The sequence below is a fragment of the Streptomyces sp. NPDC058240 genome, from assembly GCF_042882135.1.
In the GTDB taxonomy this organism is placed as follows: domain Bacteria; phylum Actinomycetota; class Actinomycetes; order Streptomycetales; family Streptomycetaceae; genus Streptomyces.
Genome location: NZ_JBHVWT010000002.1, coordinates 456,309 through 473,806, shown reverse-complemented (window position 1 = coordinate 473,806; position 17,498 = coordinate 456,309). Strand labels below are relative to the sequence as shown.

The window sequence follows — 17,498 nt, the reverse complement described above, 5'->3', positions numbered from 1 at the left end:
TCGACCTGACCCTCTGACCTGCTGTACAGTCTGTCTTCGCAGCCAGCCGCAAGGCAAGCAGCGAAAACCTGGTCCTGTGGAGCAGTTTGGAGTGCTCGCCACCCTGTCAAGGTGGAGGCCGCGGGTTCAAATCCCGTCAGGACCGCAGTAACGAAAGCCCGGATCCTTCTGGATCCGGGCTTTCGCGCGTCTTGACTCCGGCAACCGCCGACGAGTAGTCAGACAACAGAGGCCGTCCCTGATTTTCCCGGTGCGGGGCGCGGTCCACCGGGAGGTGGCGCATATGACTGCGTCCGCCGCACACGAGACCCGAGCGCTCCTGCGCGCCCATCTGGCCGCCGCTTCCGGCTGCCGTCACCTCACCCGCCACTGCCCGGTCTGCCATCGGCTCCTGCGGCTCGCCATGGAGCCCGTGACGGCCCGCCGGACCGATTCCACCCCCGAACCGCCGGAGCCGCACGCAGGGCGCCAGGACGGCGCCCTGGAAGCCGAGGACGAAAGCCCCCGGGCGGGTGACCAATGGCGGGGTCTTCCGCTTCCCGACGGTGGCAGGCTCGTACTTGGCAAGCCTCGCACAGTGTGACGGGAGTCACCGAAAGAGTTTTGCGGAGCGGTGACTTTACCCCCTTCCTACAACTGGCGAATTTAATATGTGCAATTGCACCACTCGGACGGGAGCGCCGCGGGACCATCCGGACCGCCCCCGGCCCGGCCTCCCCGGGCGGTCCGGAACAGTCCCGAACAGACTCACTCAAGCCCGCACGTCGACCCGGCCGGACGCGCGGTTTCCGGCACCCCCGGCGGACGGGCCGGCGCCCGGGTTCGCGGGGGTACGGAAAGGCGCGTGGGCACAAGTGGGCACAAAAAAGATCGCGCTGGACCCGGCGGAGTCCAGCGCGATCGAACGACGCACCCGTATTGCACAGGTATGGCGCCCGTTGGGGCGGGCGCCCGTCATTTGGAGCTATGGGTGGGCCTGTACGGGTTGGGGGACCCGGAAGCCCGGTTGTTGCGGCGTGACAGGGGTGTGTCAGGCCTCGCTGCGCTGCTGCGGAATACCCGCAAGCAGTGCGCGGACCTCTGCCTCGCGGTACCGGCGATGTCCACCGAGCGTGCGGATGGACGTGAGCTTGCCTGCCTTGGCCCAGCGGGTAACCGTCTTCGGGTCCACGCGGAACATCGTGGCAACCTCAGCCGGGGTCAGCAGCGGCTCGGCATCAGGGGTGCGAGCGGTCATGAGCGGCCTCCTCGGGAGAACCGAACCATCTCGGTTCTTTCCTCTAAATTCTGCACCTTGACCCGCGTTGCCCGAAATGGCGGACGCGGGCCGAGTCGGTTATAGGACGAACGGCTTGTCCTCGGCACTACAACTACACCATCCGTCCAGCCGCGTCGGCCAAACCGATGGAATTGCCCTCCCAGGTGTTCATCAGCGACGGAAGCCGATGGACCATGCCATAGCGGACAGTCACTCCGCCGTGACGATCAGTCACAGAGCGATCAGGAGCCATCAGACCCCCCATAGCGTGCAATGCTGAGCATTCCGCCCTTAGTTGGACGGACGGAGCCCTCCCCGGGCTCCTTGTCCTATTTTGGCATGAGGGGTAGGGAAGGGCGCAAGAGCCCAGTTAGTGCTATCCATCACGCTTGAGGCAAAGGCCCGGTTCGGGACGTAGGTCCCAAGACCACAGGAGTACGCTTCCGCCTCTTCGTTCCCACGCGTCACACAGGACACAGGAACAGACGCGGATATCGCCTCGTCAGTTCGCGAACTGACGATCTCTTACGGCCCGCCAGCGCTCCGCCAGCCGGCCGTACGCCTCGCTCGCCCCTTCGGTGTCACCCGCCTGCAGCGCCGCGATGCCCTCGGCCACATCGGCGGCCGACCGGTCCCCGGCGAGCTGCTTCGCCGGCAGCGCGTGCACCAGACCGGCGTAGTCCAGCTCGACCAGCGCACGCGGATGGAACTCCTCCAGCCAGCGCCCCACGTCCACGAGCCCCTCGGTCAGCCGGCCCTCGTCCACCGACTCCCGCAGCGTCTTCAGCGTCCGGGCCAGCCGGCGGCGGGCCTGCACCATCGGCGTCCGGTACCGCAGCACCGGCGCCGCACCGTCCTCCCCCGCCCCCGCGTACTCCCGCTCCTCGTCGGAGAAGAGCACGAACCACCGCACCGGCACCTGCCACACCGAGGTACGGATCCACGGCCTGGCATCCGGATTCCGCTCCGCCCACCGCTCGTGGTCCATGACCGCCTGCCCGCGCACCACCGACGGCAGCACCGCGTCGAGCACCGGCCCGGGAAACATCTCCGTCAGCTCGTCCAGCGCCAGCCAGCCGCGCAGCCTGGTCCGCCACGGACAGACGCACACCACCCCGTCGACCTCGGCGACGAACGCGTCCCCGCTCTCGTGCACCGGCACCGCGACCGGCGGAGTGGCCGCCAAGTCGGCGAGCGAACGGCGCAGTTCGTCCTGGGCGGTGGGGATCCGGGCACCCCCGGCGTACCGCGCCCAGTGGGCGCGTTCGGGCTCCGGGAAGGCGGCCAGCGGCTCGTACACCCGGAGGTAGGACGCGTAAGGGACGAGCACCGAAGACACCACCGACATGCAGCAAATCGTGTCACGCCCGTACTCCGCCGGGGGGTGATCCTGGGCACTGGACCAGATCCGTGCCCGCGCAGGACTTACTCTCTTGCCCAGTCGGACCGGCCGTGCCGGCCGGTCCGCGGCCCTCCCCACCTTCAGGAGGGTCCTCGCCGCTTCGTACTTGGGAGTCACCACAGTGACCGATGTGACCGGCGCGCCTGCTGACGTACTGCACACCCTGTTCCACTCGGAGCAGGGGGGCCACGAACAAGTCGTGCTCTGCCAGGACCGTGCCAGCGGCCTCAAGGCCGTCATCGCCATCCACTCCACCGCCCTGGGCCCGGCCCTCGGCGGCACCCGCTTCTATCCGTACGTCTCCGAGGAGGAGGCCGTCGCGGATGCGCTGAACCTCGCGCGCGGCATGTCGTACAAGAACGCCATGGCCGGTCTCGACCACGGCGGCGGCAAGGCCGTCATCATCGGCGACCCCGAGCAGATCAAGTCGGAGGAACTGCTGCTGGCCTACGGCCGGTTCGTGGCCTCGCTCGGCGGGCGTTACGTGACCGCCTGCGACGTCGGCACCTACGTCGCCGACATGGACGTCGTCGCCCGCGAGTGCCGCTGGACCACCGGCCGCTCCCCCGAGAACGGCGGCGCCGGCGACTCCTCGGTCCTCACCGCGTTCGGTGTCTTCCAGGGCATGCGGGCCTCGGCGCAGCACCTCTGGGGCGACCCGACGCTGCGTGGCCGAAAAGTGGGGGTCGCCGGAGTCGGCAAGGTCGGTCACCACCTGGTCGAGCATCTGCTCTCGGACGGCGCGGAGGTCGTGATCACGGATGTGCGGGAGGAGTCCGTACGCCGGATCACCGAGAAGCACCCCGGTATCGCCGTCGCCGCGGACACCGGCGCGCTGATCCGTACCGAGGGCCTCGACATCTACGCCCCGTGCGCGCTCGGCGGCGCGCTGAACGACGACAGCATTCCGGTGCTCACGGCCAAGGTGGTGTGCGGAGCGGCCAACAACCAGCTCGCGCACCCCGGCGTCGAGAAGGACCTCGCGGATCGGTCGATCCTGTACGCGCCCGACTACGTGGTGAACGCGGGCGGTGTCATCCAGGTCGCCGACGAGCTGCACGGCTTCGACTTCGACCGGTGCAGGGCCAAGGCGTCGAAGATCTTCGACACCACGCTGGCCATATTCGCACGTGCGAAGGATGACGGCATCCCGCCGGCCGCCGCGGCCGACCGGATCGCCGAGCAGCGGATGGCCGAAGCCCGCCGCCGCTGACAGTGGCGGACGCGTCACCCCGCGTCCACGTCGACCGTTGCCTGCCGACCCGCCGACCGGCGAGACAAGACTCACGCCGGTCGGCGGGTCGCGTGCCAAGAAGAGGTTAAAATCGCAGTTGACCAGCGAGGACGGGGCTTCTCGCCGGTCTTCTTCCGGGGCGCGTGATGCGGGCGGCGTACCGTATGGCCGCGGAAGCAGGTACCGTTAAAGCCCTACGGGCACGGTCTCTCAGCCGAGAGTCCGTCCTGAAACATGAACGCGTGTCAAGACTCTGGGGCCGTCGAGCCCCGTCACCGAGGGGGTCGAGCCATGGGGCGCGGCCGGGCAAAGGCCAAGCAGACAAAGGTCGCCCGCCAGCTGAAGTACAGCAGCGGCGGGACTGACTTGTCGCGTCTGGCCAATGAGCTGGGCGCATCGCCTTCGAGTCAACCACCGAACGCAGAGCCGTTCGAGGACGACGACGAGGAAGATGACCCGTACGCACAGTACGCGGATCTGTACAACGACGACGAGGACGAGGACGAGGACGACAAGTCCGGTCCGTCGTCACAGCGCCGCGGCGCTTGACCTCGCGCTGACACATCAACCCGGTCCGGGCCTGTCCCGGACCGGGTTCTGTGCTGCCCCGGCCCGGTCCGGCCGCTCGTGCGGGGACCGGATTCCTGGAGGCCTTCCCCGACGGTGCTTTCCCCGGCGGCGCTTTCCTCGACCGCCGGACGTGCCGGGATCCCGGCGGCCGAGGATGTAGCGGACACCGGGTTGCCCCGGTGTGCCCGCCCGTGTCTAGCGCGCGTACCCACCGACGAGCTCCGCGCCCGAGGTGTGCGCCCCGCGCTCGGTGATCTCGCCCGCGACCCAGGACTCGACCCCGCGGTCGGCCAGTGCCGTCAGTGCCACGTCCACGGACTCGGCCGGGACGATCGCGATCATGCCGACGCCCATGTTCAGCGTCTTCTCCAGCTCCAGCTGCTCGACCTGTCCCGTGCGGCCGACCACGTCGAAGACCGCGCCGGGCGTCCAGGTGGAGCGGTCGACCCTGGCGTGCAGTCCGTCCGGGATGACCCGGGCCAGGTTGTTGGCCAGGCCCCCGCCGGTCACGTGGCTGAAGCCGTGCACCTCGGTCGTGCGGGTGAGCGCCAGGCAGTCCAGCGAGTAGATCTTGGTGGGCTCCAGGAGCTCCTCGCCGAGCGTGCGGCCGAACTCCTCGACCTGCCGGTCCAGCGACCAGCCGGCCCGGTCGAAGACCACGTGCCGGACGAGCGAGTACCCGTTGGAGTGAAGACCGGACGACGCCATGGCGATCACCGCGTCACCCTTACGGATACGGTCCGGGCCCAGCAGCCGGTCGGCCTCGACCACGCCCGTACCGGCGCCGGCGACATCGAAGTCGTCCGGACCGAGGAGGCCCGGGTGCTCGGCCGTCTCGCCGCCGACCAGGGAACAGCCCGCGAGGACACAGCCCTCGGCGATGCCCTTCACGATGGCCGCGACCCGCTCGGGGTGCACCTTGCCGACGCAGATGTAGTCGGTCATGAAGAGCGGCTCGGCACCGCAGACGACCAGGTCGTCGACGACCATGCCGACGAGGTCGTGGCCGATGGTGTCGTACACGCCCATCTTGCGGGCGAGGTCGACCTTCGTGCCGACGCCGTCGGTGGCGGAGGCGAGCAGCGGACGCTCGTAGCGCTTGAGGGCCGAGGCGTCGAAGAGGCCGGCGAAACCGCCGAGGCCGCCGAGGCCCGCGACCTCGGGGCGCTGCGTCTTCTTCACCCACTCCTTCATCAGCTCGACGGCACGGTCGCCGGCTTCGATGTCGACGCCCGCTGCCGCGTAGGAAGCACCTGTTGTCTCAGACATTGCCTGGGATCTTTCGTGTGGAGATACGGGGCTGGTGGCCGGAGGTGTACGGCTGGGCCGTCACGGACGACGCAGTGCGTCGGACGCGGCGGTCGCCGCCGGGCCTGCTGCCAGCTCGGTCTCCAGCAGCTGCTTGCCGAGCAGCTCCGGGTCCGGGAGCTCCATGGGGTACTCACCGTCGAAGCAGGCGCGGCACAGATTCGGCTTGGCGATCGTCGTCGCCTCGACCATGGCGTCGAGCGAGATGTACGCGAGCGAGTCCGCGCCCATCGACGTGGAGATCTCGTCGACCGTCATGCCGTTGGCGATCAGCTCGGCGCGGGTCGCGAAGTCGATGCCGAAGAAGCAGGGCCACTTCACCGGCGGGGACGAGATCCGGATGTGGATCTCGGCGGCACCGGCCTCGCGGAGCATCCGGACCAGTGCGCGCTGGGTGTTGCCGCGGACGATCGAGTCGTCGACGACCACCAGGCGCTTGCCCTTGATGACTTCCTTGAGCGGGTTCAGCTTGAGGCGGATGCCCAGCTGCCGAATGGTCTGGGACGGCTGGATGAAGGTCCGGCCGACGTAGGCGTTCTTGACCAGGCCGGCACCGAACGGGATGCCGCTGGCCTCCGCGTAACCGATGGCGGCGGGGGTGCCGGACTCCGGGGTCGCTATGACGAGGTCGGCCTCGACCGGGGCCTCGGCGGCCAGCTTGCGGCCCATCTCCACCCGGGAGAGGTAGACGTTGCGCCCGGCGATGTCGGTGTCGGGGCGGGCCAGATAGACGTACTCGAAGACACAGCCCTTGGGCTTCGCTTCCGCGAACCGCGAGGTGCGCAGGCCGTTCTCGTCGATGGCGACGAGCTCGCCCGGCTCGATCTCGCGGACGAAGCTGGCGCCGCAGATGTCGAGGGCGGCGGACTCGGAGGCCACCACCCAGCCGCGCTCCAGCCGGCCGAGGACCAGCGGGCGGATGCCCTGCGGGTCACGGGCGGCGTAGAGGGTGTGCTCGTCCATGAAGACGAGGGAGAAGGCGCCCTTGACCTCGGGGAGCACCTTCGCGGCGGCCTCCTCGATGGTGAGCGGCTTGCCGTCGTCGTCGGTCTGGCCGGCGAGCAGCGCGGTCACCAGATCGGTGTCGTTCGTCGCGGCGACCTGGGTGGCGCGGCCGTCCTTGCGGGGAAGGCCGGCGACCATCTCGGCGAGCTGGGCCGTATTGACCAGATTGCCGTTGTGACCCAGGGCGATCGAGCCGTGCGCGGTCGCACGGAACGTCGGCTGCGCGTTCTCCCACACCGAGGCACCGGTGGTGGAGTAGCGGGCATGACCGACCGCGATATGGCCCTGGAGAGATCCCAGAGACGTTTCGTCGAAGACCTGCGAGACCAGTCCCATGTCCTTGAAGACCAGGATCTGGGACCCGTTGCTCACTGCGATGCCCGCGGACTCCTGTCCACGGTGCTGCAGGGCATACAGTCCGAAATAGGTGAGCTTGGCGACCTCTTCGCCCGGAGCCCAGACACCGAAGACGCCGCAAGCGTCCTGGGGGCCTTTCTCTCCGGGGAGCAGGTCGTGGTTGAGTCGTCCATCACCACGAGGCACGCCACCGAGTGTAGGCGAGATCGACCACTGGTCCGAATTCGCGATACCGGGCCGGACCACCGGGGAAGCGCTCCCGGAGGGGGTTCGGGGACCGGTTCGGACCGTCACGCGGAGTGATCATCCGCCAGTCGCGGTGGAGTACGGATCGGGCCACAGGGTGGCGGTCGCCCGGATCAGCGCCCGGTTACCGTCGGGTTCCGGCCATTCGGGCCGGGGCGCCCACCGGCCGGATGGTGGCGCTCGGTGAGGCGGTCGGCGGCCCGGCGCGAAGCCCGACCGAACGCGCGTTTCGTGGTGAGCCTCACATCGGGATGCCCGGGATGCGGCCTTCCTGGACCCCGGGACTCCCGCGCCGCGGTGCCGATGGCCGGGGCGGACCGGTCCGTGGACGGTCCGCAGTGCGAGACCGTCGTTGCCAGGCGCATGGCCGGTTGGCAGGCTCCTGCACCATGCAGACGGTGCGGGCGGCCGGGCCGGTTCCCCCTCACCCCATCAGGGGCAGCAGGGCGGCGAGATCGGCCCGCTCCCCGCTGGCGCCGACCTTCGCCTCGTCGAGCGCCCGCGCCCACTCCGTACGCCCGGTCGCGAGCCGGATCCAGGTGAGCGGATCGGTCTCGACGACGTTGGGCGGCGTACCGCGGGTGTGCCTGGGGCCCTGCACGCATTGGACGACGGCGAACGGCGGGACCCGCACCTCGACCGAGCCGCCCGGCGCCTTCTCCGCGAGGGCGTCGGCGAGCAGCCGGGTGCAGGCGGCGAGCGCCTGCCGGTCGTACGGGATGTCGAGGCCGGTCGCCTCGTTCAGATCGTCGGTGTGCACGACGAGTTCGACGGTACGGGTGACGAGGAAGTCGGCCAGCCGCATCGCCCCGACCCGTGTAGGCAGCAGCCGCTCGTCGCCGGCCCCGGGCACCAGCTCCTCGAACCGCCCCGCGACCTCCCCGTACAGCTCGTCCAGGTCGGGGTGGTCCAGGGCGAGCGCCCTGGTGTCGTCCGCGATGCGCGCGGCCCGGTCCGCGGTCGCGAACGGCCACTCGGCGAGCGTCAGATCGGGCTTCGCCGAAGCGGGTTCGGGCAGCTCCAGATTCCGGGTGACGGTCGAGAGCGCCATGGTCAGATGTACGGCCAGTTCGCGCACGGTCCAGTCGCCGAGCCGGGTCGGCAGCGCGAGCTGTCCGGGCGTCAGAGTGCGGACGGCATCCCGGACATGGGCGAACTGCGCCAGGACCGCGCTGCGGGTCCTGACCGGGTCGTAGCGGCGGGCGCGTTTCTGGGACGGCGGCATGTCCGGGAGCCTAAGGCCTGTCCGGCGGACCGGGCTCGGGCAGGGCGCGCGCCCGGTGGACGGCTCCGGCGCGCAGGGGGGAGCGGCCCCGGCGGTCTCAGGACCGGGTGGCGAAGTCGCTCAGGCCGGTGGCGAGCAGGCCGAATCCGCGCTCGGCGAGTGCGACGGCGTCCGGCGCGATCGAGTCCGCCGACTCCCCCGCCAGCAACCGCAACTGGTTCGCGTATATGAGGGAGTTGCGGGTGCCGATCAGCTGGGCGCCCGCGATCCGGGCGATGGCCGGCTCCTCCCCCTCCTCGACCAGCGCTTCGGCGAGCAGGTCGAAGGAGCGCATGGAGAACGCGTGGGCCCGGGTGAGCAGCGCCGGGGTCTCCATGATCAGTCGGCGCACCCCGAGCACCACCGGCTCGTCGCTCATTCCGACCGAGGGATCGCGGCGCTCGACGCCGGCCAGGAACTGTCCGCGCACGGCGGCCAGGGCGGACTCGCCGGGGGCCCGGTCCCGTACCGCGCGCGCCACATCGCCGACGTGCTCCTCCATGGGGGCGAGGACCAGGTCCTCCTTGCCTGCGAAGTAGTTGAAGACAGTCATCTTCGACACCTCGGCCGCCTCCGCGATCTCGGCGACCGAGACCTTGTCGAAGCCGCGCTCGGCGAAGAGTGCGGTGGCCGCGGCCAGCAGGCGGTGCCGCGTCTGGAGCTTCTTGCGCTCGCGCAGGCTCATCCCCTCGGTCATGGGCGTCACTGTACCAGGATGAATGTTGATCCAGGATCAATTCTTGACTCGATACATTTTCTTGGGTCATGGTGGTGCCCGGCCACAGCGGCGCCACGCCGCTCCGGAGGGGAGCCCCGTCATGTCCGCAGCCATGCCCCCAGTCATGACCGACCGTCAACGCGTCATCGGGTTCGTGCTCTGCATCGCCACGATCCTGCTGGCCGTGCTCGACACGAACATCGTTTCGTCGGCGACCGTGCAGATCGTCAGCGATCTCGACCCGGTGCACGGCGTCGACAAGATCCCCTGGCTGATCGCCGCCTATCAGCTCGCCGCGACCGCGGCGCTGCCGCTGTACGGGAAGCTCTGCGACGTACTCGGCACCAAGAAGGTCTTCATCGGGGCCGTCGCCACCTTCCTCGCCGGTTCGGCGCTGTGCGGAATGGCCGGCTCCATGGGCGGGCTGATCGCCGCCCGCGCCCTCCAGGGCATCGGCGGCGGCGGACTGATGAGCGTCACCATGGTCGTGCTCCGTGAGCTCAAGGGCCCCGAAGAGGACGGCGGCAAGGGCGGCAGCGTCGGCGGGATCATCGCGGGAGCGGGGATGGCACTCGGGCCGTGGCTCGGCGGAGTGCTCGCCGACCATGCCGACTGGCGGTGGATCTTCTACGTCAATCTGCCGATCGGCCTCGCCGTCCTGGCCGCGGCGGTCCGGGTACTGAAGCTGCCCGCGCGGACCACCCGCCGCACGATCGACTTCCTCGGCGCCGGGCTCGCGGCCGCCTTCTCCACCATGCTGCTGCTGGTCACCCAGTGGGGAGGCAAGGACCACGCCTGGTCGTCCCCGCTGATCGTCGGCCTCATCGTGGCGACCGTCGCCGCACTCGTCCTCTTCGTACGCCGCCAGGCCACCGCGGCCGAACCGGTGCTGCCGCTCGGCCTGTTCAGGATCCGTGAGCTCCGGTACGGCTTCGCCATCCAGGGGCTGGTCGGCGCGGCCATGATGGGCTCGATGGTCTACGTGATGATCTATCTCCAGGTCGTACGGGGTATCGCCGCCTCGTCGGCCGGGCTCTATCTGATCCCGATGGCGATCGGGATGACGGGCGTCGGCCTGCTCTCCGGCAAGCTGGCCGCGGCCGGCTGGTCGCAGAAGACCTTCGTCGTCAGCGGTACCGTCTGCGCCTCCGCCGCCCTGGCGCTGCTCGCCACGCTCTCCACGGACACCAGCCTCTGGACCGTTCGCGCCGCGCTGCTGATGATGGGCATCGGCTTCGGACAGCTCGTCGGCCAGCTGATCCAGTTGGTCCAGGACACCGCCCCCGCCGAGCAGTTGGGCGTGGCCACGACCGGCGTGCGATTCTTCCAGACCCTCGGCGGCGCACTGGGCGCCGCTCTCTTCGGCACCGTCCTCAGCCGGGTCTACGCGGCCCGCGGCCCCGGCGGCACGACCAGCACCATCGGCCGACTGACCGGCCACGCCCACCAGCAGGCGCTGGACGCCTTCGTCTCCTCGACGAACGTGGTCTTCTGGTCCGCGACCGGAGTGATGATCCTGGCGAGCGTTCTGGCGACCCGGCTGCCGGGCCGGCGCAAGCCGGAACCGGCGGACGCGAATTCCGCCGCATTCGCCGCGACGCCGTCGCTCCACCGGTGACACGGAATTCCATCAGCCGGAATTCTCCGCACCCGGGAGATACGAGGACGGCCCCGCCCATGAAACAGGGCGGGGCCGTCCTCGTCGGAGGCGGGTGCGTCAGGCGAGCAGAGCCGGAATGGTCGCCTCGTGCGCCGTGCGGAGCTCGTTCAGCGGAATGCTGAACTCGCCCTGGATCTCGATCTCCTCGCCGTCCACGACACCGATACGGGATACGGGCAGACCCCGCGCCCCGCACATGTCGTTGAAACGAAGCTCCTCACTCCGCGGAACGGAGACGACCGCGCGCCCCGCCGACTCGGAGAAGAGGAACGTGAACGCGTCCAGACCGTCCGGCACGACCAGCCGGGCACCCTTCCCGCCGCGCAGGCAGGACTCGGTGACCGCCTGGATCAGACCGCCGTCGGAGAGGTCGTGCGCCGCGTCGATCATGCCGTCGCGGGAGGCCGAGATCAGGATCTCGCCGAGCAGCTTCTCGCGGCCCAGGTCGACCTTGGGCGGCATGCCGCCGAGGTGGCCGTGGACGACCTCGGACCAGGCCGAGCCGCCGAACTCCTCATGCGTGTCGCCCAGCAGGTAGAGGAGCTGGCCCTCTTCCGCGAAGGCGACCGGCGTGCGCCGGGTGACATCGTCGATCACACCGAGCACGGCCACGACCGGCGTCGGGTGGATCGCCGTCTCACCGGTCTGGTTGTACAGCGACACATTGCCACCGGTGACCGGGGTGCCCAGCTCCAGGCAGCCGTCCGCGAGACCACGGGTGGCCTCGGCGAACTGCCACATGACGTCCGGGTCCTCGGGCGAACCGAAGTTCAGGCAGTCCGAGATGGCCAGCGGCTTGGCGCCGGATGCGGCGACATTGCGGTACGACTCCGCCAGCGCGAGCTGCGCGCCGGTGTACGGGTCGAGCTTGGCGTACCGGCCGTTGCCGTCGGTCGCCATGGCCACGCCCAGGTTCGACTCCTCGTCGATCCGGACCATGCCGGCGTCCTCGGGCATCGCGAGCACGGTGTTGCCCTGCACGAACCGGTCGTACTGGTCGGTGATCCAGGACTTCGACGCCTGGTTCGGCGAGGCGACCAGCTTGAGGACCTGCTCGCGCAGCTCCGCGCCGTTCGCCGGCCGGGCCAGCTTGCCCGCGTCGTCGGCCTGGAGCGCGTCCTGCCAGGACGGGCGGGCGAACGGACGGTGGTACGTCGGGCCCTCGTGGGCGACGGACCGTGGCGGCACATCGACGATCTGCTCGCCGTGCCAGAAGATCTCCAGCTGGGAGCCCTCGGTCACCTCACCGATGACGGTGGCGATGACGTCCCACTTCTCGCAGATCTCCAGGAAGCGGTCGACGTGCCGCGGCTCGACGATCGCGCACATGCGCTCCTGCGACTCGCTCATGAGGATTTCCTCGGGCGAGAGGGAGGAGTCGCGCAGCGGCACGGTGTCCAGCTCGACGCGCATGCCGCCGGAACCGGCGGAGGCCAGCTCGGACGTGGCGCAGGAGAGCCCGGCGCCGCCGAGGTCCTGGATGCCCGCGACGAGCTTCTCCTTGAAGATCTCCAGGGTGCACTCGATGAGGAGCTTCTCCTGGAACGGGTCGCCGACCTGAACGGCCGGGCGCTTCGCGGGACCGGTCGACTCGAAGGTCTCCGAGGCCAGGACCGAGACACCGCCGATGCCGTCGCCGCCGGTGCGGGCACCGTAGAGGATCACCTTGTTGCCGGGGCCGGACGCCTTGGCCAGGTGGATGTCCTCGTGCTTCATCACGCCGATGCAGCCGGCGTTGACCAGCGGGTTGCCCTGGTAGCAGGCGTCGAAGACGACCTCGCCGCCGATGTTCGGCAGACCCAGGCAGTTGCCGTAGCCGCCGATGCCCGCGACGACGCCCGGCAGGACGCGCTTGGTGTCGGGGTGGTCGGCCGCTCCGAAACGCAGCGGGTCGACGACGGCGACCGGGCGGGCGCCCATGGCGAGGATGTCGCGGACGATGCCGCCGACGCCGGTCGCCGCACCCTGGTAGGGCTCGATGTACGAGGGGTGGTTGTGCGACTCGACCTTGAAGGTGACCGCGTAACCCTGACCGACGTCGACCACACCGGCGTTCTCGCCGATGCCGACGAGCATCGCGTCGTTGACGGGGACCTTCTCGCCGAACTGCTTGAGGTGGACCTTGCTGCTCTTGTACGAGCAGTGCTCGGACCACATCACGGAGTACATGGCGAGCTCGGCGCCGGTGGGACGGCGGCCCAGGATCTCGCGGATCCGGGCGTACTCGTCCTCCTTGAGGCCGAGCTCCTTCCAGGGCTGCTCGACGTCCGGGGTCTCGGCCGCGTGCTTGACCGTATCCAGGCTCATGCGTTGACCAGCTTCTTGATGATCGAGGTGAAGAAACCGAGACCGTCGGTGCGGCCGGTTCCGATCAGCGGCTCGACGGCGTGCTCCGGGTGCGGCATCAGGCCGACGACATTGCCCGCGGCGTTGGTGATGCCGGCGATGTCGCGCAGCGAGCCGTTGGGGTTCATGTCCAGGTAGCGGAAGGCGACCCGGCCCTCCGCCTCCAGCTCGTCGAGCACGCGCTCGTCGGCGACGTAGCGCCCGTCCATGTTCTTGAGCGGTACGGAGATCTCCTGGCCCGCGGAGTAGTCCGAGGTCCAGGCGGTCTCCGCGTTCTCGACGCGCAGCTTCTGGTCGCGGCAGATGAAGTGCAGGTGGTTGTTCCGCAGCATCGCGCCGGGCAGCAGATGCGCCTCGGTCAGGATCTGGAAACCGTTGCAGATGCCGAGGACCGGCATCCCCGCCTTCGCCTGCTCGATGACGGTCTCCATGACCGGCGAGAAGCGGGAGATGGCGCCGGCCCGCAGATAGTCGCCGTAGGAGAAGCCGCCCGCCAGGATGACCGCGTCGACCTGGTGCAGGTTCTTGTCGCGGTGCCACAGCGATACGGGTTCGGCGCCCGCGACCCGTACGGCCCTCAGGCTGTCCTTGTCGTCGAGCGTGCCGGGAAAGGTGACGACTCCGATTCGGGTGTTACTGCGGCCCGAAGGGCCTCCCTCACGGGTGGTGGTGGGAGACGGGCGGGAAGTCACTTCGACTCCTCGGCCTTCTCCACCTTCACGGTGAAGTCCTCGATGACGGTGTTGGCGAGGAAAGTCTCGGCCATCTCGTGAATGCGGCTGAGGGCGGCGTCGTCGACCGGCCCCTCGACCTCGAGCTCGAAACGCTTTCCCTGACGTACGTCCGCGATTCCCTCGAAGCCGAGACGGGGCAGTGCACGCTGCACCGCCTGTCCCTGCGGGTCGAGGATCTCGGGCTTGAGCATGACGTCGACTACGACGCGTGCCACTGGCACTCCCGGTGGTGGTGTGGTGCGGCTGTTTCTCCGGGGGGCTCCCCAGACCCCCGCAGGTCCCCTCAGCGTACCTGGCCAGAAATTCTACGCGGGTAGATATCGAGATCCCTTGATCACGCCCAGATATCGGACGTGACAACACACGGGGAAAGTCCTGCAAAAAAAATCCTCACCAGCAGCACACATAGAAGGCTGACACGCGGAGGTAATTGGGTGGGCTTCACAATGCGGCACCCATAGCTGTACAAATGATTACCGGGGAATGCAGCATTGCCCCAAAACAGTCGGCAACCGTCGACGCCGTATCCGCCTAGCAGCCGGAAGGCCGGCATCAGCGCACGCCAGACGCGCCGATACCGCAGGAAAGGACCGATATCCGTGGCTCAGCGCGTAGTGGTCACGCTCTCCGACGACATCGACGGGGGAGCAGCAGCGGAAACGGTCACCTTCGCCCTGGACGGGAAGTCGTACGAGATCGACCTCAATCCGTCCAATGCGAAGAAACTCCGCAAGGCCCTCGCACCGTACATGGCGGCAGGCCGTAAGCAGACAAATGCCAGTAAGCACGGCAAGACTCCCGTGTCGTACCGGCACACTTCACTCGCCCCCGACCCGGCGGCCGTGCGCGCCTGGGCCCGCTCCCACCGGATGGAGGTGCCGGCCCGCGGCCGGATCCCCAAGAAGGTCTACGAGGCTTTCCGCGAAGCGAGTTGACCGGCCGCCAGGACCCGGCCGCCCGCGGTACCCGCCGAGAGCGGCTGGCGCCCCCTTCGACGACACCCTGCGGGCACCGACTTGCGCAACACCCCCGCAGGTCGGCTAAAGTCTGGAGCACGCCGAAGGGCAAGGCCGCAAAGCCGAACCCCACGCAGCGTGCGGGTGTAGTTCAGTAGCAGAACATCCCCCTTCCAGGGGGAAGGCGCAGTGTGCAATTCCTGTCACCCGCTCTGCATCGCTCTTATCGACCACTCCGGTGGATCGGGTAGAGTGATGCTCGCACCGCCCGATGGATCTCCTCTTGAGGAGTACAATGAGCGGCAGCAATGCGGACGTGGCTCAGTTGGTAGAGCATCACCTTGCCAAGGTGAGGGTCGCGAGTTCGAATCTCGTCGTCCGCTCTTGATCGAAATGAAGGCCCCGGTCGATATCGACCAGGGCCTTCGTCGTATTCCCACCGGCTTTCTCCGGCCTCTCCGGCCTCTCCGGGCCCACACGCTCCTCGTCCCATGACGTTTGTCATGAGCAGTGATGACAGCTCGCACTGATCTCGACGCCGATCCGGCGGAAGTCTTCAGGCATGACCAGCGACGACATTCCAAGCGACCACGTGGGCAGGGCTGCGGACAGGGCTGTGGCATCCACCACATCTGCCACATCCACCACGTCCGCCTCCGCTTCCGCTTCCGTCTCCACTTCCGCTCGCTCCTCCGTTTCCGCCTCCGTCTCCGTCTCCGATGCGGTGATCGAGGCGGACGGTGTGCGGCGGCGTTATGCGGGCGGCTTCGAGGCCGTGGCCGGTGTCTCCTTCTCGGTGGCGCGCGGCGAGCTCTTCGCTCTGCTCGGTACGAACGGCGCCGGAAAGACCTCCACCGTCGAACTGCTGGAGGGCCTGGCCAGGCCCGACGCCGGCACGGTGCGGGTGCTCGGCCACGACCCGTTCCGCGAGCGCGCCGCCGTCCGGCCGCGGATCGGGGTGATGCTCCAGGAGGGCGGGTTCCCGTCCGACCTGACGGTCACCGAGACGGTACGGATGTGGGCGGGCTGCACCAGCGGCGCGCGCCCGACCGGTGAGACGCTGGACCTGGTCGGGCTCACCCACCGGGCGCGGGTGCGGGTCAAACAGCTCTCCGGCGGTGAGCGGCGCCGCCTCGACCTGGCGCTGGCCCTGCTCGGCCGGCCCGAGGTGCTGTTCCTGGACGAACCGACCACCGGGCTCGACGCCGAAGGGCGGCGCGACACCTGGGCGTTGGTGCGCGAGCTGCGCGACGGCGGCACCACCGTGCTGCTCACCACGCATTACCTGGAGGAGGCCGAGACGCTCGCCGACCGGCTGGCGATCATGCACCGGGGGCGGATCGTGACGGCGGGCACCACCGCCGAGGTGACGGCCGCCCGCCCCGCCCACATCCGGTTCGAGCTGCCGGAGGGGGTACCGGCGGCCTGGCTTCCGCTGAGGCTGCGGGCCGCCGCCGAGGACCGCCGGATCGAGATCCGTACCCATCGGCTGCAGGAGTCCCTGGACGAACTGCTGACCTGGGCGAGGGAGTCGGACGTCCGGCTGCTCGGCCTCGATGCCCGGTCGGCCTCGCTCGAAGAGGCGTTTCTCGATATCGCGCAGAGCGCGTCGGAGTCCGAAAAGGTGGCCGCGTGATGACGACCATGACGACCGGCACGACGGCCACGACGTTCCGGGGCCGGCTGACCGCCCTCGGGCGCGCCGAAGTCACCCTGCTCGCCCGCAACCGGACGGCGGTATTCGTCGCGCTGCTGATGCCCGCCGCCATGGTCCTGGCCGTGAAGTCGACGCTCAAGCAGTCCGTCCTCGACGGGTCCGGCCTGACCGTCGCCGCGGCGGCGCTCACCGGCGGCATCGGCATCGTGCTGATCCAGGCCGTCTACATGAATCTGGTCTCGGCCTACGTGGCGCGGCGCGAGGACCTGGTCCTGAAGCGACTGCGCACCGGCGAAGTCACCGACCGGGAGATCCTCGTCGGGACCGCCCTGCCGTCGGTCGCGCTGGCGCTGGCGCAGACCGTGGTGATCGTGGTGGCGGGGACGGCCTTCTTCGGCCTCGCCGCGCCGCAGCGGCCCGAACTGCTGCTGGCCGGCCTGCTGCTGGGCGTGGTGCTGCTGACGGCGCTGGCGGCGGCCACCTCCGCGGTGACCCGCACCGTGCAGACGGCGCAGCTCACCACCCTCCCGCTGTTCTTCATCTCGATGATGGGCTCGGGGCTCTTCGTGCCGCTGGAGATCATGCCCGACCCGATGGCGTCCGTGTGCGAGCTGCTGCCGGTGACCGGGGTGATGACGCTCGTCCGGACGGGCTGGCTGGGCGGTGCCGACGGCTCCGACCTGCTCGTGGCCGCTCTGACCGGACTGGCCTGGACCGCGTTCGCCGTGTTTGCTGTGCAATGTCGGTTCCGCTGGGATCCGCGACGCTGAGGGAGGAAGCCGT

General features: G+C 69.3%; 17 protein-coding genes and 3 tRNA genes. 10 read left to right on the top strand and 10 right to left on the bottom strand.

The genetic code is table 11. The annotated features are described in order from the left end of the window. Positions 1–70: 70 nt before the first annotated feature. Together ACFVX4_RS07415 and ACFVX4_RS07410 are read left to right on the top strand one after the other, a co-directional pair. Positions 71–145 (top strand) — tRNA-Asp (locus tag ACFVX4_RS07415). A gap of 138 nt (positions 146–283) precedes the next feature. Beyond that, positions 284–583 (top strand): DUF6274 family protein, encoded by a 300-nt coding sequence (locus ACFVX4_RS07410; protein WP_389972791.1) that lies wholly within the window; start codon positions 284–286, stop codon positions 581–583. Positions 584–1,030: 447 nt separating this feature from the next. On the opposite strand, the gene bldC is transcribed toward ACFVX4_RS07410, so the two are convergent. Beyond that, positions 1,031–1,237, bottom strand: coding sequence for a developmental transcriptional regulator BldC (bldC, locus tag ACFVX4_RS07405; protein ID WP_003949541.1), 207 nt, complete (start codon positions 1,235–1,237; stop codon positions 1,031–1,033). Between the two features lie 523 nt (positions 1,238–1,760). Then, entirely contained in the window at positions 1,761–2,606 is an 846-nt protein-coding gene (locus ACFVX4_RS07400; RefSeq protein WP_389972789.1) for a hypothetical protein, read from the bottom strand. Positions 2,607–2,781: 175 nt separating this feature from the next. On the opposite strand from ACFVX4_RS07400, the gene ACFVX4_RS07395 reads away from it, so the two are divergent. Next, the gene (locus tag ACFVX4_RS07395) at positions 2,782–3,873 is read left to right on the top strand and encodes a Leu/Phe/Val dehydrogenase (protein ID WP_389972787.1); all 1,092 of its coding nucleotides are present in this window, start codon (positions 2,782–2,784) and stop codon (positions 3,871–3,873) included. 312 nt (positions 3,874–4,185) lie between these two features. Further along, positions 4,186–4,443, top strand: coding sequence for a DUF3073 domain-containing protein (locus ACFVX4_RS07390; protein WP_072488579.1), 258 nt, complete (start codon positions 4,186–4,188; stop codon positions 4,441–4,443). A 216-nt stretch (positions 4,444–4,659) separates the two neighbouring features. Here the strand turns inward: ACFVX4_RS07390 and purM are convergent, their stop codons facing one another. The 4 genes from purM to ACFVX4_RS07370 form a co-directional block, all read right to left on the bottom strand. Further along, on the bottom strand, positions 4,660–5,733 hold the full coding sequence (purM, locus tag ACFVX4_RS07385; RefSeq protein ID WP_389972786.1) for a phosphoribosylformylglycinamidine cyclo-ligase: 1,074 nt from the start codon (positions 5,731–5,733) through the stop codon (positions 4,660–4,662). Between the two features lie 60 nt (positions 5,734–5,793). Continuing rightward, complete coding sequence (gene purF / locus ACFVX4_RS07380; protein WP_389972785.1) at positions 5,794–7,320, bottom strand: amidophosphoribosyltransferase; 1,527 nt, start codon at positions 7,318–7,320, stop codon at positions 5,794–5,796. Between the two features lie 484 nt (positions 7,321–7,804). Beyond that, positions 7,805–8,605: a sterol carrier family protein gene (locus tag ACFVX4_RS07375; RefSeq protein WP_389972783.1), complete on the bottom strand. Its 801-nt coding sequence runs from the start codon at positions 8,603–8,605 to the stop codon at positions 7,805–7,807. Between the two features lie 97 nt (positions 8,606–8,702). Continuing rightward, positions 8,703–9,341 (bottom strand): TetR/AcrR family transcriptional regulator, encoded by a 639-nt coding sequence (locus tag ACFVX4_RS07370; RefSeq protein WP_385331315.1) that lies wholly within the window; start codon positions 9,339–9,341, stop codon positions 8,703–8,705. A gap of 145 nt (positions 9,342–9,486) precedes the next feature. On the opposite strand from ACFVX4_RS07370, the gene ACFVX4_RS07365 reads away from it, so the two are divergent. Then, entirely contained in the window at positions 9,487–10,980 is a 1,494-nt protein-coding gene (locus tag ACFVX4_RS07365; RefSeq protein WP_389972781.1) for an MFS transporter, read from the top strand. A 99-nt stretch (positions 10,981–11,079) separates the two neighbouring features. Here the strand turns inward: ACFVX4_RS07365 and purL are convergent, their stop codons facing one another. From purL to purS, 3 genes are all read right to left on the bottom strand, one after another. Continuing rightward, complete coding sequence (gene purL / locus ACFVX4_RS07360; protein WP_385331310.1) at positions 11,080–13,329, bottom strand: phosphoribosylformylglycinamidine synthase subunit PurL; 2,250 nt, start codon at positions 13,327–13,329, stop codon at positions 11,080–11,082. Continuing rightward, positions 13,326–13,994: a phosphoribosylformylglycinamidine synthase subunit PurQ gene (purQ, locus tag ACFVX4_RS07355; RefSeq protein WP_389972955.1), complete on the bottom strand. Its 669-nt coding sequence runs from the start codon at positions 13,992–13,994 to the stop codon at positions 13,326–13,328. Before purQ ends, purL begins: the two co-directional genes overlap by 4 nt. Before the next feature lie 62 nt (positions 13,995–14,056). After that, a complete protein-coding gene (purS, locus tag ACFVX4_RS07350) occupies positions 14,057–14,317 on the bottom strand; it encodes a phosphoribosylformylglycinamidine synthase subunit PurS (RefSeq protein ID WP_176729353.1) in 261 nt (86 codons plus the stop codon). 384 nt (positions 14,318–14,701) lie between these two features. On the opposite strand from purS, the gene ACFVX4_RS07345 reads away from it, so the two are divergent. From ACFVX4_RS07345 to ACFVX4_RS07335, 3 genes are all read left to right on the top strand, one after another. Next, positions 14,702–15,037, top strand: coding sequence for an Lsr2 family protein (locus ACFVX4_RS07345; protein ID WP_385331307.1), 336 nt, complete (start codon positions 14,702–14,704; stop codon positions 15,035–15,037). 161 nt (positions 15,038–15,198) lie between these two features. Further along, a tRNA-Gly gene (locus ACFVX4_RS07340) sits at positions 15,199–15,270 on the top strand. 98 nt (positions 15,271–15,368) lie between these two features. Then, positions 15,369–15,441 (top strand) — tRNA-Gly (locus tag ACFVX4_RS07335). 118 nt (positions 15,442–15,559) lie between these two features. Here ACFVX4_RS07335 and ACFVX4_RS07330 read toward each other — a convergent pair. Next, positions 15,560–15,736, bottom strand: a complete 177-nt coding sequence (locus tag ACFVX4_RS07330; RefSeq protein WP_389972778.1) for a hypothetical protein — start codon at positions 15,734–15,736, stop codon at positions 15,560–15,562. A gap of 64 nt (positions 15,737–15,800) precedes the next feature. Between ACFVX4_RS07330 and ACFVX4_RS07325 the strand changes: the two genes are divergently transcribed. Together ACFVX4_RS07325 and ACFVX4_RS07320 are read left to right on the top strand one after the other, a co-directional pair. Further along, positions 15,801–16,694 carry an ABC transporter ATP-binding protein gene (locus tag ACFVX4_RS07325; RefSeq protein ID WP_389972776.1) on the top strand — a complete coding sequence of 298 codons (894 nt, stop codon included), beginning with the start codon at positions 15,801–15,803 and terminating at the stop codon, positions 16,692–16,694. After that, positions 16,694–17,485 carry an ABC transporter permease gene (locus ACFVX4_RS07320; protein ID WP_389972774.1) on the top strand — a complete coding sequence of 264 codons (792 nt, stop codon included), beginning with the start codon at positions 16,694–16,696 and terminating at the stop codon, positions 17,483–17,485. The genes ACFVX4_RS07325 and ACFVX4_RS07320 overlap by 1 nt, the downstream gene beginning before the upstream one ends. Positions 17,486–17,498: the final 13 nt, after the last annotated feature.

Bases quoted from the DNA above. Each gene is read 5' to 3' on its own strand.
- ACFVX4_RS07410 (WP_389972791.1), top strand. From the start codon at position 284: ATGACTGCGTCCGCCGCACACGAGACCCGAGCGCTCCTGCGCGCCCAT.
- bldC (WP_003949541.1), bottom strand. From the start codon at position 1,237: ATGACCGCTCGCACCCCTGATGCCGAGCCGCTGCTGACCCCGGCTGAG.
- ACFVX4_RS07400 (WP_389972789.1), bottom strand. From the start codon at position 2,606: ATGTCGGTGGTGTCTTCGGTGCTCGTCCCTTACGCGTCCTACCTCCGG.
- ACFVX4_RS07390 (WP_072488579.1), top strand. From the start codon at position 4,186: ATGGGGCGCGGCCGGGCAAAGGCCAAGCAGACAAAGGTCGCCCGCCAG.
- purM (WP_389972786.1), bottom strand. From the start codon at position 5,733: ATGTCTGAGACAACAGGTGCTTCCTACGCGGCAGCGGGCGTCGACATC.
- ACFVX4_RS07375 (WP_389972783.1), bottom strand. From the start codon at position 8,605: ATGCCGCCGTCCCAGAAACGCGCCCGCCGCTACGACCCGGTCAGGACC.
- ACFVX4_RS07370 (WP_385331315.1), bottom strand. From the start codon at position 9,341: ATGACCGAGGGGATGAGCCTGCGCGAGCGCAAGAAGCTCCAGACGCGG.
- ACFVX4_RS07365 (WP_389972781.1), top strand. From the start codon at position 9,487: ATGACCGACCGTCAACGCGTCATCGGGTTCGTGCTCTGCATCGCCACG.
- purL (WP_385331310.1), bottom strand. From the start codon at position 13,329: ATGAGCCTGGATACGGTCAAGCACGCGGCCGAGACCCCGGACGTCGAG.
- ACFVX4_RS07320 (WP_389972774.1), top strand. From the start codon at position 16,694: ATGACGACCATGACGACCGGCACGACGGCCACGACGTTCCGGGGCCGG.